We start from the raw sequence: 14,364 nt of genomic DNA, 5'->3' as shown, positions 1-14,364 counted from the left end.
GTTTGGTTAGCGGCCGGAGGGTGGGCCGGTATAGAAAGGGGACGGGGCGCCCGGAAGGCTGCCCCGCCTGTTTCTGAGAAGGGGTGCTATTGCACCAGCAATTGTTTCATGTCTACCCGCTTGCGGATAATCTCCTCCAGCTGATCCACATGTACGCGTTCCTGTTCCAGGGTGTCCCGGTCGCGGAGGGTCACGGTCTGATCATCGAGGGCTTCAAAATCCACGGTTACACAAAAAGGTGTACCAATCGCATCCTGACGGCGGTACAGTTTGCCAATACTGCCCGTATCGTCGTATTGCACGTTGAAGGACAAGCGGAGGTTGTTGAAGATATCCCGTGCCATGTTCACCAGGCGTTCGTCATTGCGCTTAAGCGGCAAAATGGCACACTTGATGGGCGAAAGAGCAGGGTGTAGCTTCAGCACTTCCCGGGTGCTCTCTTTTCCGTTGGCGCCTGTTACGGTCTCTTCCTGAAGGGCTTGCGACATGGTAGCCAGGAACATCCGGTCGCAGCCAATAGAAGTCTCCAGCACATAAGGCACGTAGCTTTCCTTGGTTTCGGGGTCGAAGAACTGTAGCTTTTTGCCGGAAAGCTCCTGATGAGCGCCCAGGTCGAAGTCCGTCCGGCTGTGGATGCCTTCCAGCTCCTTGAACCCGAATGGGAAGTTGAACTGAATATCCGCAGCGGCATCTGCATAGTGCGCCAGATTCTCGCCGTGATCATGGAAGCGCAGCATTTCCTTAGGCGTGCCCAGGGCAAGGTGCCACTTGAGGCGGGTTTCTTTCCAGTATTCATACCACTTCATCTGCTCGCCGGGCTTGATGAAGTACTGCATCTCCATCTGTTCGAATTCCCGCATACGGAAAATAAACTGCCGGGCAACGATCTCATTTCGGAATGCCTTGCCAATCTGGGCAATACCGAAAGGTAGCTTCTGCCGGGTCGTCTTCTGTACGTTGAGGAAGTTGACAAAGATACCCTGTGCAGTTTCCGGGCGCAGGTAAAGCTTGCCTTCCGCACCCGCGATGTTGCCCAGCTGCGTGGAGAACATCAGGTTGAACTGCCGTACCTCCGTCCAGTTGCGGGAGCCGGTATCCGGGTCTGTGATGTCCAGGTCCTCTATCATTTGCTTCAGGTCGGCCAGGTCGCTGTTGGACATAGCGGCACCCAGGCGGGCTTCAATCTCCGACAGCTCCTTAACGTAGCCGGATACACGCGGGTTGGTTTCCCGGTACATCGCCTCATCAAAATCGTCACCGAAGCGTTTGCGGGCTTTGGTGATTTCTTTATCGATCTTGCCCTCGATTTTTTCCATGTGCTCCTCGATAAGCACATCAGCCCGGAAACGGCGCTTGCTATCTTTATTGTCGATCAGTGGATCGTTGAAGGCATCCACATGGCCGGAAGCTTTCCAGGTCTTGGGGTGCATGAAAATGGCAGAATCCAGCCCGACGATGTTGTCGTGCATCTGTACCATGCTTTTCCACCAATAATCCTTGAGGTTATTTTTGAGCTCAACACCATAGGGGCCGTAATCATATACGGCGCTCAGGCCATCGTATATTTCGCTGGACTGGTAAATAAAGCCATACTCTTTGCAGTGGGCTACCAGTTTTTTGAACAGATCGTTTTGCTGTGCCATAGTTTCCTGATTAATTATACAAGGCTGTACGCTGTCGCACCGCCCGTTTTCGAGCCCGCTAAGGTCGTAAAAACATCACTTATCCGGAACTGAATGCCCGGAAAATACGGAGATTTACGGTTGGAATTGGAAAGCGCGGGTCCGTTCGAGCATTCCCTGTTCAGCTTCCCAGTGGGTTTGTTGTTGTGCAATGGCTTCCAATATCTGCCCATAAGTGGGGCGGGAGTCATAGGAGCGTGCGCTGAGCAAGGCGACTGTTTGCCGTCCGTTGCCCAGTAATACAGAGCGGTTGGCAGCGAAAACTTCCGGCCACTGCGGGAGAACGAGCCGCTCAAAGTCCCGGGCAGTGCCGTAGATGGTCCAGTTGAGCCACGGGCCTGCGCCCTGGTAGTCAATAATGCGCAGTACGTAAAGGTCGGGCGTATCGCCGGTGGTACTCACGCTGAGGGTATCGCCTGCCCGCTCCATGCTGAATGCTGTAGTGGAAGCGGTGATACTGCCTGGAAGGGTACTGACGATCTTGTTGTAGCGGTTTGCTGCAAAAGGCAGCCCCTCAAAGGTGTTTTCTTCCTGAACGAGCAGCCGGAATCCATCGGGCAGGCTGGCAGGAAGGAGCGGATCGAAGCTGCCACTGACCAGGTCCGGCATTGAGGAATAATCAAGTACGGCTTCCCCATTTGGAGCAAGGCCAAAGATCCGGTACCGCCAGTTGCCGGCATTGGGCAGCCCGATAGGGCCTGCCTGTACCGGAGCAGGCAGGGCGTCATAGTCAAAACTGAAGGCATCCGGCCCGGCGGCAGGTGCCCAAAGATAGCGGGGCGTTGCCTCCCCATTGGCCTGCAGGGTGGCATAAGCTGGTGCCCCTTCCGGAACCTGAAGCGCAAAACTCAGTAAGTCGGCAGCCGGATCGATGAAGATATCGCCGGCGAATATCTCTTTGCTTTGCGCTGGCCAGAGGAGTTCGTCCAGGCTGCTGACGCCACTTACCGCTACCTCCCATTGTTCGGGGCGGGGTGAGGGTAGCGTATCCCAACTCAATCTGTCCGGTGCATTCAAAACAGAGATCAGGTTGAAAACGGTGCGGTTAGTGTTGTCCGGTGCTGCGGTGGAGGAGATTTCCAACAGATTGAGGTTGGGGTGGCCTGCGCATTGCTCTGCCATTAACAGCACATTGCTTTGGCTTTCTGCCTCCGTACGGGCAATAACAGCACCAGAGGTATCCGTTACCCAAAGCCAGCTGCCCTGACTTTCAAAGGTGGGCGTATTCCAGGTATATTCCGGTGGGGTGCAATCCTGTTCATCATCGTCTTTATTGCAGCCACTCCAAAGCCCGATGGCCAGGATAAGTACGAGCGAATAACGGTTCATAGGTTATCAGGTTAGTTTTGGGAATCGGTTTTAAGAACTTACGAAAGTGCAATCAGGTTCTCCTAAAACAGAAGAACCAGAAAATATACTACGCAGAATAGGGGAACAAGTTGCCTAAAGTCATCAAATAGCTGAACGTAAAAAAACCAGAAATTATGAATACCATTCTAAGAGCAGTTGTTTTACTCCTCCTCCTCGGCTTTGCCGTAGTCTCCTATGCACAAGAGGCCAGAAAGCTGGACCACTTCGACGCCGTATCCGTAACCGGCGATATTTCAGTGACGCTGGTAAAGGGCGACTCGCCTTCCGCCCTGATCGAGACCGATGGGATTGATGCGGATGAGATTACACTCTATGTGAAAGGCAAGACCCTGAAAATCCAGCTGATCGAGGGGTTGTTTAAGGACTTCGACCGGGTTGAGATCACGCTGACTTATAATCACCTGCGGGCCATCCGCTCCAGTGCAGGAGCATCTGTTCGGACTTCAGGCCCCATCACTGGGGATGAGCTGAACCTCCGGGCTTCAAGTGGTGGGCAGTTGTTTGCGGAGGTGGACGTAAATGCTATTGAGGCTTCTGCTTCAGAGGGTGGCGTACTTACGGTTTCCGGCCAGGCAGAAGACCAGGAAGTGACGGTTTCCACCGGCGGCATGTATGAAGGGCTGGAATTGCAGTGCATGCGCACTTACGTTAAGTCTAATACCGGTGGCATGGCAGAAGTTGTTGCCCACAAGCGGCTCGATGCCAGCGCTAATACCGGTGGCAGTATTGATTACAGTGGCGAACCGGAAATTAAAAATGTCCGGTCTCTTATTTCCGGCGGTATCCGGAAGCTGTAATGAAAACGGTGGAATGGGGGGCAGCGCCCCCCGGTTTTCTTACTCCCAGTTTTTATAGCCCCCTTTCAGGTCATAAATTTCCTTAAAGCCCACAGCTTTGAGCTTAGCAGTGGCCTTAGCGCTTCGGTTGCCGGAGCGGCAGTAAAGCATTAGCGGCTCATCCTTATCAAACCGGGATTCAACCTGCTGTACGAAATCCTCATCAAAGAAATTGATCAGTTCTGCGCCTTCAATATGCCCGGCGTTGTATTCATCCGGCGTGCGAACGTCCAGCAATTGCAAATCCTCAATAGCCGCCATTTTCTGCTGATATTCCTTTTTGGGAAGGACGTATTGCTTCTCTGCGGTGTTTTGGCTTTGACAGGCATTCAGGGTGAAAACGGAAAGCAGTGCGATAAAAAGTGTTTTGTACATTGGATGTCAGTTTTGTTGGCGGTAAAGATAGGAGTTTGTTGCTACGGGCTCAGTAATACAGATCACCAGGCGCCTTAAAGGCCAAACTGCAGGGTAAGGCCAATTTGAATCTGCAGCGTGGTGGTCGCGGTGATACGTTCTTCGAAAACCTCAATAGGGTCATCGATAACGGCAGGCGGATCGTCCATTCGTACCAGGTAACGCGCGCTTCCCCCCATGAGGTACGTACAGCGGGCATCGAGCAGCAAGTCAGGCCAGGAAGTCAACCGGGCTTGCAACCCAGCGCCCAGCCCTGCACTGAATGTATTGTCATTGAGTTCCGGGTAAGCCTCAATCAAATCCTCTTCACCTTCATCAAAAAGCTGTACGTATTGCGTGCGGGTGTACGGGCGCTTCAACCCGATGAGCCCATCAGCATATGGCTGTAGGAAAAAGTTGGTGAAGGGTTTGAAACGGAGGAGCACATGCCCCAGCAGCATATTGGTACGGGTGCGCAGCTCATAGTTTTCCGGAAAGCCGTTTTGAGTGGTGGTAAACCCTACGGTCTCCTCATCAAAGCGCACCAGGCTGAAGTCAAGCCCTGCAAAGACGGGCCGTCCGGGGCCCATTTGAAAAAGGACCTGCCCACCCCCTCCGATGCCGTTCATGTCCAGCACCTGCCGGAAGCCTTCTAATGGGTTGAGCACTGAAAAGTGGCCACCAATCTGCATATATAAAGGATAGCGGGCGGGTTCGTCTGCCTGCGCTTGTAGCGCTACAATCCCGGTGTTCAGTAAAGTGTAAAGCAGGATGGTTCTTAGCATTGGAGCTCCGTTTAGGTTTCAAAATGCGAACATCAGGGAGGGCCTAAGAGTTGGGCCCATGCATTTAGTATGCAGTGCCTGAACGGCAAATTGCCATAAAAACTTGCTGTAAACGTGAAAAAGAGATAATTTTAGTGCGTTATGTAGTGACTTTACCGTAAAAAGCGCGTCTTCTTTTAGGCAATCCCCAACCAAAAAGATTAATTTCACTTTATTCAAAACACTACCAAACCAAAGACCTCTATGAAATTCGAGATTTTTCAGAGCGAGAATAACGAGAAATACTATTTCCGCCTTAAAGCAAAAAACGGGCAGATTATTCTCTCCAGCCAGGGCTATGCCAACAAGTCTGGCGCTAAGAACGGCATTGAGAGCGTAAAGAAAAACGCTGCCAAAGATGAGCTCTTTGAGCGCAAGGAAGCCAGCAATGGCAAATTCCACTTCAACCTGCTCGCCGGCAATAAGCAAATCATTGGCAGCAGCCAGATGTACGCAGCAAAGTCGGGTATGGAAAAGGGGATTGAGTCTGTAAAAACCAACGCTCCGGAAGCGACAATCGAAGACCTTACGGTTGAGAGCTAGCCTCAATACTTTTTATAGTTTTGAAAAGCTCCTGCAGCAACCGGTTTGCAGGAGCTTTTTTTATTTTAGCGCTTCATCAGATCCCTGATATATGTCCGCTATCGTACAACGCATCAACGCATGGTCCAGCCCCCGCAATATTAGTACTGCTCTGATGTACGCCTTCCGGCAAAGAGCAGACACGACGGTGGTCGACGAGCCCCTCTACGCGCATTTCCTGAAGCATGGACAAACGGAGGTTGTACACCCTGGCGCATCAGAAATCCTCAGCAGCCAGCTGAATGAAGGAGAGGAGGTAGTAAAGCAGGTGCTCCTGGGGCATTATACCACTCCGGTGGCCTTTTTTAAGCAAATGACCCACCATCTGGTCGCTATGGATGAGTCCTTCTTGCAGCACATGGATAATATCATGCTTATTCGGGACCCCAGAGCTATCATTGCCTCTTACGCCAAAGTCATCCCTAATCCGGGCATTGATGATATCGGAGTGGAACAGCAGTATCATCTGTTTCAAAAGTTACAGGCTATGGGGGCGCTAAGGGCAGTGGTTGATGCCCGTCAGTTGCTCCTGGACCCGGAAGGGGTGCTGCGGCAGCTCTGTGACCGACTGGGGCTGGCATTTGATAAGGGTATGCTGAAATGGGCTCCCGGACCGCGTCCGGAAGACGGGGTTTGGGCCAGCTACTGGTACAGCCGGGTACATACTTCAACCGGGTTCCAGGCTTACGAGGAACGTACCTATGAAGTACCCCCGAAACTGGAAGCGCTGGCAAAGCATTGTGCTCCTTATTACCATACGCTGTTTGATTTAGCACTAAAAGCAAGAGAGGTTTAGCCGCAGGGTCTTATCTGTCTTCTATCACAGAGGTATTGTGTTTTTTTTGTGTAAAATGCTTACCTTGTCGGTTGTGTAGAGCTAATGGCTAAAAGGGACAGGCGCACAGGTCAGAACCAAGTTGTAAATACCAAGCACACGCTGCCCGGGCTCGGCAGGGAGGCTGGAAAACTAAAGGTTTGGGCAGTTGTAAACCCATCAGCCGGCACTAGTGGTCTGTCAAGGCTAAAACTAGGGGTTGCCTGCGGCGACTTTTGAGGCTACTCTTCGTTGGATAACCCCTTACGTAGCGCTACTATGCGCGGGAACATCCGCCTTGATTAGCCTCAAAATTCGCTCCCACTCAACCCATAAATTAACACTTGACAGACCACTAGTTACCTAAATTAACCCTTATAAGCGCGCCCAGGAATGGCTTGCTCATAAATATGCAGCATCGAAAAAGTTATATTGCCACAATTGCAGGCACTCTTTTGTTCCTCACTATGAGTGTAACGGCTCAGCCCGGCAGCATAACGGAACAGTCTCTGCTTGACTCTCTCGATCAGGCTAAAACAGGAGAACGACATGCCTTCTGGCTCAAGGAACTGGCTTTCCATTATAAGTCAGACCGACCTGCCACTGCGCACAGCTATGCGCGGAGCTCCCTGGAAATCGCGGAACAGCTCAACAACCAAAGAGCCATAGCTGATGCCCTTCACGTGGAAGGCGCTGTCTATTGGTATCAGGGCAAAGTGGCAGAAGCCTCAAAGGCGTTCTTTAAGGCATTGGAAATTCGGGAAAAAATTAATGATAAACTGGGATTGGCCCGTTCCTATAATAACATTGGGAATGTCTTTAGCTGGCAAAATAACTTTCAGGAGGCCGGCTTGTACTACAAACGGTCTATGGACCTTCGGCGGGAGCTGCAGGATAGTTCCGGTATGGTATATTCTCTGGTAAGCCTTGCAGAAGTGGCTGCCTTGCAGGATGACCTCAAAGAAGCGCAGCGCTACGGTCTGCAGGCCCTTGATTTGGCCAGACAAATACAAAAACCTGACGCGGAAGCATTCTGCTATGAACACCTCGGGCAAATTATGCTAAGTAAAAAGCAGTTAGATGAGGCTTTGGATTATTTTCTGGATGCCGCTTCCATAAACCGCGAAATCGGAAACCAAAACCAGCTCGCTGAAAACCTGCTGGAAATTGCCTCGGTGAAAGCTCTTGAAGGGGCGTATGCCGCTGCAATAGATTCCTTGTATGAATCAGTAGAGATTAGCCGTGTGATTGATGCGAATGACCTGGAGGCCGAGGCGCTCAAAAAGCTGAGCCTGAATTATGCTGCCCTGGAACAGTTCGACAGTGCCTATTTCTACGCCATCAATTATCAAATAGCAGACGAAAAAATCACCGGAGAGAAACAAGCCCGGGTTCTCTTTGATGTACAGGAGCAGTACCGGTCACAACTGGAGAAAACCGGGCTTTTGCTCAGGCAGCAGCGTAGTAACCGGCTGTTAATCTGGCTGTCTGTAGCTATTGTAGCGTTACTCATTTTCTTTATCCGCTTAATGTATGTTAAAAATCAGCGCCTGCAGCGAACAGACCGCAAGCTAAAGGAAAAAGCGAGCGAAATCGAACGCGTCAATAAAGTGTTGGCGACTCAGAATGAAGACCTGCGGAACTCCAATGGCTCCCTGAGAGAATTCGCATATGTGGTATCTCATGATCTTCGGGAGCCGCTCCGCACGATAGGGTCCTTCACGACTTTGCTGGCCCGGCGTTTCCCCAACGATCTGGATAGTCAGAGCAGGGAGTACATCAATTTTATTGTCAAGGGGACTAAACACATGAGCTTGCTACTCGACGGGCTCCTTTCCTACGCGAAGGTCAGCAATACGGAGTCGCTTGCGCTAGAGCCGCTTAACCTGAATACGCTGGTAGGGAATGTCCTGGAAATTCTGGATGCTGAGATTGGGGATACTCAAGCCGATATACGAGTGGACGAACTGCCGGTAGTTAATGGTAACCGGGCACTGCTTTCCCAGCTTTTCCAGAATCTGATTGCCAATGCAATGAAGTTCAATGACAAGGCAGAGAAAAAGGTCTGGGTACGTTATCAGGATCAGGGCGATATGCATCAGATTATAGTAGAGGACAACGGAATTGGTATTGATGAGGCCTTCAAGTCTAAAGTTTTTCAGATCTTTCACCGCCTGGAGAAAAACAAATACAAGGGTACGGGCCTGGGCCTGGCTATTTGTCAGAAAATTGTGGCGCGCCACCGCGGCAAAATAGAGCTGGAGTCTGTACTCGGCGAAGGAACCCGCTTTTTAGTTTATCTGCCAAAATGATCTGAAAACATGTTACAACAATATGATCCGAGAAATGAGCACCTCCTGATTTACATCGATGGGGCGCTTTACCCTCGCGAAGAAGCCAAAATTTCGGTTTTCGATAGCGCCGTACAGGGCGGTGATGCGGTCTGGGAAGGCCTCAGGGTGTACGATGGCCGGATCTTCTCCCTGGATGAGCACCTGGAGCGCCTTCAGAATTCCGCCCACGCTATGGCTTTCCGGGAAGTGCCCTCTAATGAGGAAATCAAAGCCGCACTTTTTAAAACCCTTCAGGCCAATGGCATGCGGGACGAAACCCACATCCGCCTGACCCTGACCCGGGGCAAAAAAATCACTTCAGGTATGGACCCCCGCCTCAATCAGTTTGGGCCCACCCTGATTATTGTGGCGGAGTGGAAACCACCCGTATACCCCCCGGAAATTACGCTGGTCACCTCTTCAGTCCGCCGGAACTCTGCTATGTCGCTGGATTCTAAAATCCACCACAACAACCTCATCAATAACATCCTGGCCAAGATCGAAGCCAACCATGCCGGCGCAGATGCCGGGCTGATGCTCGACAAGGATGGTTTCGTCTCGGAGGCCAATGGGGTGAATGTATTCTGTATCCGCAAAGGCGTGGTCTACACCCCTCACGCCGACAGCTGCCTGCCGGGCATCACCCGTCAGCATGTGATCAACCTGTGCCGGGAGCAAGGCATCCCCATCGTGGAGAAAAACCTGTCGCTTACCGAATTCTACACCGCTGATCAGGTTTTTACCACGGGCACGATGGGCGAGCTCACCAAAGTCGCCGAAATCGATGGGCGTGCCATCCGAAGCCGCATGGAAGAAGACCTGTTGGAACAAATCAAGGGCTACTTCCGGGCGATGACCCGGTCAGGGGGAGAGCCTTTACCGTTTTAGCTGGCTCACTCAACGATTAGCGGTAAAGTCAGCTGATTGTCTTTATCGATGCATCGAAGTAAGTAGGTGCCTGTTGGCCATTGATCGACCCGTAGCCTAAATGGAGAGGGAGGTAAATTGTGGTATTGTTCCACTATCTGCCCTGATGCAGTGTAGACTTGCAGTGTTTTCAGTGGCTGTGTCAATTCCACGGTAACCACTTCGGTTGCAGGGTTAGGGAAATATTGGATGTCCGGCAACGAGATGGGAGCATCAACTTCGGGTTCGGCGTCCTTCTGGTTCCTGATTATAGAGCCACACCGATATGTACAACCTGAAGCATAAAAGGGGCCATTCGCGCTAACTATTACCTCATCCATGTTTACAGCTTCCGGTATTAATTCAGCATAAAGCCAGTTCTGCTTTCCAGCGTACATCTTGAAACCACGGACGCTTTCGGTTTGGTGCCCAAGGTAAGATACCTGAATATCGTAAGTTCCCGGATCCAGGCCGGAAAGTTCAATATGCCCGCCATCTTCAGAGGCCGTACCCGTTATCAGAATATTATGTTTGAAAAGCTCAATATTCGCACCATAAAGCGGCTGCCCTTCTGCATCGTTGATTTGGCCGACAAGGGCGGTTTGGGCCAGAAGCAGCGAGCTGCCAAAGAGCAGCAGGCAAGTCAGGATGAATGTACATTTCATTTTCATAGCTTCAAGTTTTTAATGAATAAAAAAGCCGGGACATGACGCCCCGGCGTACCTAAAATTGCTTTGTATGAAGAGTTCTTGATTTCCTGGGGAAGCATGCTGCCACCCATTTAGATGGCAGCACGGCTTGTTAACCCTGTGTCAGAGCAAGCGCGCTTGTTTTCATAGCTTGTTGTTTCGTACAATTCAAAGTTATGGGCAATGCCGGCCGTAAACCAACCGAAAAAAGGGCTTATGTCAGGTTCCTGATTGCCATAAGGCGACGGGCTTTCGCCTTTGCTATCTCGGGCTGAATCCCTACCTTTGCAGCCTGTTCAACAAACCTCTGCCATGGCAAGCAAAAAAATACAATCTGCACTCATTTCCGTTTACCATAAAGATGGCCTGGAGCCTATCGTGGAAGAGCTCAAACGTTTGGGCGTTCAAATCTATTCCACTGGCGGCACACAGCAATTCCTGGAGTCGCTTGGTGCTACCGTGAATGCGGTGGAAGACCTGACTTCCTATCCTTCCATCCTTGATGGGCGGGTGAAAACGCTGCACCCCAAAGTTTTTGGCGGTATCCTGGCCCGTCGCGAGGAGAACCATCAGGAACAACTAAAACAATATGACATACCGGAAATTGATCTGGTAATCGTAGACTTGTACCCCTTTGAGGAAACGGTGGCCAATACAGACGACGAGGCAGCGATCATCGAGAAGATTGACATCGGTGGTATTTCGCTGATCCGGGCAGCGGCTAAGAACTACAAAGATGTGGTCGTAGTGCCTTCCAAGGCAGAATATGGCATGCTGGAAAAGCTGCTTAAGGAAAAAGACGGTGTAACGGAATTGCCTGACCGCAAGGCGCTGGCCCTGCGTTCCTTTGGCGTTTCCTCTCACTATGATACCGCGATTTTCAATTACTTTAATCAGGGAGAAGGCGCAGAGGCTGCCTTCAAGCAAAGCATACCGGAGGCACAGGCCCTTCGCTACGGCGAAAACCCACATCAGGCGGGCACTTTCTACGGGAAACTGGAGGATATGTTCGACATCCTGGGCGGGAAGGCCCTGTCCTTCAATAACCTGGTGGATATCGATGCGGCAGTGGGGCTGATGCGCGAATTTCAGGATGCGGACCCTACCTTTGCGATCCTCAAGCACACCAATTCATGCGGTGTAGCGACACGCCCCACGCTCCTTCAGGCCTGGACGGATGCCCTTGCTGCGGACAACGTTTCCGCATTTGGGGGGATCCTGATTGCCAATACGACGGTAGATCTGGCGACCGCGCAGGAAATTGATAAGATTTTCTACGAAGTGCTCATCGCACCAGATTTTGCACCAGAGGCACAGGAATTTCTTTCAAAAAAGAAAAAACGCATTTTGCTCCGCATCAAGGCGTTTTATGCGCACGAGCGTAGCTTCAAGAGTTTGCTCAATGGCGTTATCGAGCAGGACACTAACCTGAAGATGGAAACCGCAGAGGAACTGGAAACGGTAACCCAAAAGGCACCTACAGCAGCGGAAAAGGAAGACCTGATCTTCGCACTGAAATGTGCCAAACACCTCAAATCGAATACCATCGTACTGGCACGTGGGCAGCAATTGCTGGGCATGGGCTGCGGGCAGACCTCCCGGGTAGATGCGCTGAAGCAGGCGATCGACAAAGCCAGGCATTTCGGTTTTGAACTGGACGGAGCAGTAATGGCTTCCGATGCTTTTTTCCCCTTTGCAGACAGCGTGGAAATCGCCTGTGAAGCCGGGGTTACAGCAGTGGTGCAACCGGGCGGTTCTATTCGGGATAAAGACAGCATTGAGTATTGCGATGCCAACGGTATGTCTATGGTATTTACCGGCGTACGCCACTTTAAACACTAATCCCGTTTGAATTTAGCCATCGACATAGGCAATACCAGGACCAAAGCTGCCGTTTTTAACGATGGTGTTTTGGTTCAGCACGAAGAATGGCCCAACGGAAGTGTGCCCAACTTTTTTGAGTACGCAACCAACCAAGCCGTTCAAAATATCATCTTATCTAATGTAGCCGGTGCTGTGCATTTGGATGTGCAGGAGCAGTTACAGCATCATTTTCGCTTTTTTGAGCTACACCCTACAACTCCTATACCTGTTAGCCATGAGTATGATACACCCGAAACTCTGGGCAAAGACCGCCTGGCCGCTGTAGTGGGTGCGTATACATTATTTCCCCAACAGCATTGCCTGGTTGTGGATGCAGGTACCTGCATTACCTACGACTGGCTGAGCGCGGAAGGGGTATACCTCGGTGGGAATATTGCACCGGGCTTATCTATGCGGCTACAGGCTATGCACCGGTTTACAGCCCGGTTGCCTGAGGTAAAGCGGGGTGAAGCAACGGCGCTGATCGGGCGATCTACCGAAAAAGCCATGCGTAATGGCGCACAGCAAGGTATTTTGTTCGAAATAGAAGGCTACCGGCAGTGGTCAGAGGCTAATTTAGGGCCTGTGAAGGCCTTACTGACAGGGGGAGATGCCATTTTTTTGGCGAATAAGCTCAAAAGCGAGATATTTGTGAACCATCATTTGGTCCTGCTGGGGCTAAATAAAATTCTGGAATATAATGTCAAGCGTCTGGAGTAGAATAATTGTGTTGGCCTGTTTATGCAGCAGTGCCTTTGTGGTGTTGGGACAGGACGTTGCTGTGGAAGCAGATCCGAAGATCAATTCTCCTTACTCCCGGTTTGGGCTGGGGGATTTCAACGCTCAGTATATGCCGGCACAAGGTGGTATGGGGGGGCTTACGGCCGCTTACCATGATCCTTATCATATTAACCCGTTGAACCCGGCGGCACTGTCACGACTTGACGCTACGGCTTTTGAAATTGGCATTGACGCCAGGTACAGTACACTCACTGCAGAGGATGCTTCTGCTCCGTTTTGGAGCGGAAACCTGACCTACCTTGCCCTGGCTTTCCCGCTGATCAACCCGATCAACGAAGTATTGGACCGAAAGGATACCAAGCTCGGGTTGGGCATGGCATTTATATTGCAGCCCTATACTACAGTGGGGTATAATGTGGAAACGACACAGGAAGCCGGTTCAGCCGGGTTGAGTACGAATTTTCTAAGAGGCAAGGGAGAGACCTATCGCCTGAGCTGGAGCAATGGCATTCGCTACGGCGGCCTGTCGGGAGGGCTGACGCTGGGCTACAACTGGGGTACCCTGGAAAACAGCCGCCGGGTGGAATTTAATGATCTTCCACTGAGCTATACTACCGAATTCCTGGATGAGTATACCATGACTGGGCTTTTCTGGCGGCTTGGCCTGCAGTACACCTTTGTCTTCAAAAAAGCCGATGAGAACGGCGAGCTGAAACCAACGGGCCGCCGGCTGATTTTTGGTTTGCACGGCAACACCGCCAACTCGTTCAATACCGAAGCGTATCGCTTTGGGCAAAGGTTCAACTCCAATTTCGGCTTCGTTAACCTGGTGGATACCTTATTTAACGAGGTTGCGGTAGAAGGGACAGGTCAGCTGCCGGCTGAGTTTACCGCTGGTGTGACCTACGAGCGCCTCAACAAAGTACGGCTGGGGGTGGAAATGGGCCTTGCGCAGTGGAGCAATTACCGCAACGACGCACAATCCAATACCGATTTGTCTAATTCGTGGCAGGTACGAGTAGGAGGGGAGTACATCCCGGATTACCTCTCTTATGATAGCTATTGGGAGCGTATACGATACCGGGTTGGGGCCTTCTACGGCAATGATCCCCGTTCCTTTGAAGGCGATCAGCTGCTGGATTACGGGTTAAGCCTCGGTTTTGGCTTCCCGATCATCCTGCCCCGTCAGCGGACCTCCTTTGTTAACTTTACAGTGGAGGCTGGTCAGTTTGGGCTACAGCAAGCCCTTCGGGAAACCTACATCAATATGACACTTGGATTTACATTAAATGATAACACTTGGTTCTTCAAACGAAAATTTAATTAAACT

General features: G+C 51.2%; 13 protein-coding genes. 8 read left to right on the top strand and 5 right to left on the bottom strand.

Annotated elements, in window-relative coordinates; all coding sequences use genetic code 11:
- Positions 1–86: 86 nt before the first annotated feature.
- Positions 87–1,643: a glycine--tRNA ligase gene (locus tag IX84_RS03485; RefSeq protein ID WP_044216563.1), complete on the bottom strand. Its 1,557-nt coding sequence runs from the start codon at positions 1,641–1,643 to the stop codon at positions 87–89.
- A gap of 114 nt (positions 1,644–1,757) precedes the next feature.
- Positions 1,758–3,011, bottom strand: coding sequence for a hypothetical protein (locus tag IX84_RS03480; RefSeq protein WP_044216562.1), 1,254 nt, complete (start codon positions 3,009–3,011; stop codon positions 1,758–1,760).
- 155 nt (positions 3,012–3,166) lie between these two features.
- Here IX84_RS03480 and IX84_RS30650 point away from each other — a divergent pair, with 155 nt between their 5' ends.
- A complete protein-coding gene (locus IX84_RS30650; RefSeq protein ID WP_052515735.1) occupies positions 3,167–3,850 on the top strand; it encodes a head GIN domain-containing protein in 684 nt (227 codons plus the stop codon).
- A 39-nt stretch (positions 3,851–3,889) separates the two neighbouring features.
- Here IX84_RS30650 and IX84_RS03470 read toward each other — a convergent pair whose 3' ends face one another.
- Both IX84_RS03470 and IX84_RS03465 read right to left on the bottom strand, forming a co-directional pair.
- Positions 3,890–4,264 carry a rhodanese-like domain-containing protein gene (locus tag IX84_RS03470; RefSeq protein ID WP_044216561.1) on the bottom strand — a complete coding sequence of 125 codons (375 nt, stop codon included), beginning with the start codon at positions 4,262–4,264 and terminating at the stop codon, positions 3,890–3,892.
- Positions 4,265–4,338: 74 nt separating this feature from the next.
- Positions 4,339–5,067 (bottom strand): hypothetical protein, encoded by a 729-nt coding sequence (locus IX84_RS03465; RefSeq protein ID WP_044216560.1) that lies wholly within the window; start codon positions 5,065–5,067, stop codon positions 4,339–4,341.
- A 243-nt stretch (positions 5,068–5,310) separates the two neighbouring features.
- Here IX84_RS03465 and IX84_RS03460 point away from each other — a divergent pair, with 243 nt between their 5' ends.
- The 4 genes from IX84_RS03460 to IX84_RS03445 all read left to right on the top strand — a co-directional run bounded on the left by IX84_RS03460 (position 5,311) and on the right by IX84_RS03445 (position 9,723).
- Positions 5,311–5,649, top strand: a complete 339-nt coding sequence (locus IX84_RS03460; protein WP_044216558.1) for a YegP family protein — start codon at positions 5,311–5,313, stop codon at positions 5,647–5,649.
- A 91-nt stretch (positions 5,650–5,740) separates the two neighbouring features.
- A complete protein-coding gene (locus IX84_RS03455; RefSeq protein ID WP_238578222.1) occupies positions 5,741–6,484 on the top strand; it encodes a sulfotransferase in 744 nt (247 codons plus the stop codon).
- 428 nt (positions 6,485–6,912) lie between these two features.
- On the top strand, positions 6,913–8,814 hold the full coding sequence (locus IX84_RS30645; protein WP_052515734.1) for a tetratricopeptide repeat protein: 1,902 nt from the start codon (positions 6,913–6,915) through the stop codon (positions 8,812–8,814).
- Between the two features lie 9 nt (positions 8,815–8,823).
- Positions 8,824–9,723 (top strand): aminotransferase class IV, encoded by a 900-nt coding sequence (locus tag IX84_RS03445; protein WP_044216555.1) that lies wholly within the window; start codon positions 8,824–8,826, stop codon positions 9,721–9,723.
- A gap of 5 nt (positions 9,724–9,728) precedes the next feature.
- Here IX84_RS03445 and IX84_RS03440 read toward each other — a convergent pair whose 3' ends face one another.
- Positions 9,729–10,412 (bottom strand): carboxypeptidase regulatory-like domain-containing protein, encoded by a 684-nt coding sequence (locus IX84_RS03440; protein WP_044216553.1) that lies wholly within the window; start codon positions 10,410–10,412, stop codon positions 9,729–9,731.
- 330 nt (positions 10,413–10,742) lie between these two features.
- Here IX84_RS03440 and purH point away from each other — a divergent pair, with 330 nt between their 5' ends.
- The 3 genes from purH to IX84_RS03425 are packed head-to-tail and all read left to right on the top strand — an operon-like array spanning position 10,743 to position 14,361.
- Positions 10,743–12,272 (top strand): bifunctional phosphoribosylaminoimidazolecarboxamide formyltransferase/IMP cyclohydrolase, encoded by a 1,530-nt coding sequence (gene purH, locus IX84_RS03435; RefSeq protein ID WP_044216551.1) that lies wholly within the window; start codon positions 10,743–10,745, stop codon positions 12,270–12,272.
- A 6-nt stretch (positions 12,273–12,278) separates the two neighbouring features.
- Positions 12,279–13,013, top strand: a complete 735-nt coding sequence (locus IX84_RS03430; protein WP_044216550.1) for a type III pantothenate kinase — start codon at positions 12,279–12,281, stop codon at positions 13,011–13,013.
- Positions 12,994–14,361 (top strand): hypothetical protein, encoded by a 1,368-nt coding sequence (locus IX84_RS03425; protein WP_044216549.1) that lies wholly within the window; start codon positions 12,994–12,996, stop codon positions 14,359–14,361. Before IX84_RS03430 ends, IX84_RS03425 begins: the two co-directional genes overlap by 20 nt.
- Positions 14,362–14,364: the final 3 nt, after the last annotated feature.

The organism is Phaeodactylibacter xiamenensis, assembly GCF_000759025.1.
Classification (GTDB): Bacteria; Bacteroidota; Bacteroidia; order Chitinophagales; family Saprospiraceae; genus Phaeodactylibacter; species Phaeodactylibacter xiamenensis.
Note: the sequence above shows the minus strand (reverse complement) of the source record. Positions and strands in the feature narration are given on the sequence as shown.

What these genes read in the sequence shown, in the direction of transcription:
- IX84_RS03485 (WP_044216563.1), bottom strand. Translation starts at nt 1,643, where the DNA reads ATGGCACAGCAAAACGATCTGTTCAAAAAACTGGTAGCCCACTGCAAA.
- IX84_RS03480 (WP_044216562.1), bottom strand. Translation starts at nt 3,011, where the DNA reads ATGAACCGTTATTCGCTCGTACTTATCCTGGCCATCGGGCTTTGGAGT.
- IX84_RS30650 (WP_052515735.1), top strand. Translation starts at nt 3,167, where the DNA reads ATGAATACCATTCTAAGAGCAGTTGTTTTACTCCTCCTCCTCGGCTTT.
- IX84_RS03470 (WP_044216561.1), bottom strand. Translation starts at nt 4,264, where the DNA reads ATGTACAAAACACTTTTTATCGCACTGCTTTCCGTTTTCACCCTGAAT.
- IX84_RS03465 (WP_044216560.1), bottom strand. Translation starts at nt 5,067, where the DNA reads ATGCTAAGAACCATCCTGCTTTACACTTTACTGAACACCGGGATTGTA.
- IX84_RS03460 (WP_044216558.1), top strand. Translation starts at nt 5,311, where the DNA reads ATGAAATTCGAGATTTTTCAGAGCGAGAATAACGAGAAATACTATTTC.
- IX84_RS03455 (WP_238578222.1), top strand. Translation starts at nt 5,741, where the DNA reads ATGTCCGCTATCGTACAACGCATCAACGCATGGTCCAGCCCCCGCAAT.
- IX84_RS30645 (WP_052515734.1), top strand. Translation starts at nt 6,913, where the DNA reads ATGCAGCATCGAAAAAGTTATATTGCCACAATTGCAGGCACTCTTTTG.
- IX84_RS03445 (WP_044216555.1), top strand. Translation starts at nt 8,824, where the DNA reads ATGTTACAACAATATGATCCGAGAAATGAGCACCTCCTGATTTACATC.
- IX84_RS03440 (WP_044216553.1), bottom strand. Translation starts at nt 10,412, where the DNA reads ATGAAAATGAAATGTACATTCATCCTGACTTGCCTGCTGCTCTTTGGC.
- purH (WP_044216551.1), top strand. Translation starts at nt 10,743, where the DNA reads ATGGCAAGCAAAAAAATACAATCTGCACTCATTTCCGTTTACCATAAA.
- IX84_RS03425 (WP_044216549.1), top strand. Translation starts at nt 12,994, where the DNA reads ATGTCAAGCGTCTGGAGTAGAATAATTGTGTTGGCCTGTTTATGCAGC.